Here is a 1946-nt window from a genome sequence, read left to right on the forward strand (position 1 = left end):
CATCTATACACACTATTTGAGCAGAATGAGCGTAAATGTTTACAGTAAGTTTACTATTTTGGAATACACTGTTTACAGCGTGTTTACAACTGCAATTCTGTAAGTTATAACAAGTTTAGGTATTTTTATCACTAACAATTGGAACACGGATGAATTATGGCAACACTGAAAATATGCGTAAGGAATAAACGTAGCGATGGTTTTTATCCTGTTTATATCAGGGTAACACATCATAGGGAACTCGCCTATATCAAAACTGAAAAGATGGTAAACGATAAGGGCATCACGAAAACCAAAGAAGTTAAAGACCCCTATGTGGTTGGTCTGCTCTCTCCTGTAATCATTGACTACATGGAGCGTCTCAACAAAAAGGACATTAGGAACTGGAACGCAAAAGAAGTGTCCGACTTTCTTGTGAGTGGCGATGATGATATAGATTTTTCGAAATATGCCAGAAAGCACATAGACCGAATGATAGACAGAGGGCAGCAGCGCAACGCTCGCAACTATGAACTTGCCTTACAGCACCTCGAGAGATTTGCAGGGACAAACCATGTCAAGTTCTCGCATCTGACCTCGATGTTTGTAAACAGATGGATTAAAAGTCTTGAAACGACAAAGCGTGCCAAAGAAATGTACCCTATTTGTATTAGGCAGATATTCAAAGCTGCACAGGTAGAGTTCAACGATTACGACAACGGCATCATCAAGATAAAGACAAATCCGTGGGTGAAGGTGGAAATTCCAAAAGCTGATAAGCCCGAAAAACTAGCTATTACTCCTGAAGCATGCAGGGAGTTCTTTTTCTTTCCACTTCCCGAAAGTAAGATGGCGCACCCTACCACAGAGCTTGGTAGAGATGTGGCAATGATGGTTCTTTGTCTTGCAGGTATTAACACAGTTGATCTGTTTCAGCTGAAGAAAACGGACTATTACGATGGTATTATCCATTACCAACGAGCCAAGACAAAAAAGTTTCGTGCCGATGGCGCATATATGGAAATGCGTGTCCCTCCTATCTTGCTTCCTTTGTTTGACAAATACAAGAATACCGATGAGGATGATGTGCATCTATTCAACTTTGCTAAACGCCATACGACAACAGATAGCTTCAGTGCCAATGTGAATATAGGCATCAGAAATTTGTGTGAGGCTATGGGCATAGACAAGCAGCACGATTATTCTGTTTATACTTTCAGACACACATGGGGAACAGTGGCGCAAAACGATTGCAAGGCTACTATTGGCGAGGTGGCATTTGCTATGAACCATAGCAGCGGACACAAGGTAACACGAGGCTATATCAAGATAGACTTCTCTCCAGCATGGGAACTCAACGAGAAAGTAATTGATTTTATTTTCTTCTCAGATAAACCATCACAGCGAGAACAAAAGCCGAAAGAGGATCGTTTCAAACTCTCGTATCGTTATCAGGTTCACGGCACGGCATTCTTCCAAGGGCGCAAGGTAGCAGAACTGACAGACGTTGGCTTCAACAATGTTGATGAAGTTATCGAGAAACTTGTCTCACTACTACCTGACGACATTCCTCCTCGCTCAATGGTTTTATTCAAAATCGAAAACCACGACAAAAAACAAACCGCAGTTTACGAAAGAACGAAAGGCAAAGGCTTTTAATCTTTCAAACCTACAAAGGAGCTTTCTTTTGTAGGTTTTTCTTTTTTCACAAAGAACTCTCACTTTTGTAATAGACGACTAAGTCTATTACTCATTCTCATTCTCATACTCATTCTCATATAGGTGCATTTGCATCGTTTGCATAGTTTGCAATGCAAATTATGCATTTGCATCGTTTGCATAGTTTGTATGCATAGTTTGTATGCATTTGCATCGTTTGCTTACGTTTGCTATTTTTGCTTACGTTTGCTTACGTTTGTATACGACTGTTACGTTTTTCGTAATCCCACGAAAATGGTATGCGAATG

General features: G+C 40.4%; 1 protein-coding gene. It reads left to right on the forward strand.

All coding sequences use genetic code 11. The annotated features are described in order from the left end of the window. The first annotated feature begins 156 nt into the window (after window positions 1-156). Window positions 157-1638 carry a tyrosine-type recombinase/integrase gene (locus HMPREF9018_RS04050; RefSeq protein ID WP_008448497.1) on the forward strand — a complete coding sequence of 494 codons (1482 nt, stop codon included), beginning with the start codon at window positions 157-159 and terminating at the stop codon, window positions 1636-1638. The last annotated feature ends 308 nt before the right edge of the window (window positions 1639-1946 follow it).

The sequence above is a fragment of the Prevotella amnii CRIS 21A-A genome (assembly GCF_000177355.1).
GTDB classification, from domain to species: domain Bacteria; phylum Bacteroidota; class Bacteroidia; order Bacteroidales; family Bacteroidaceae; genus Prevotella; species Prevotella amnii.

What these genes read in the sequence shown, in the direction of transcription:
- HMPREF9018_RS04050 (WP_008448497.1), top strand. Translation starts at nt 157, where the DNA reads ATGGCAACACTGAAAATATGCGTAAGGAATAAACGTAGCGATGGTTTT.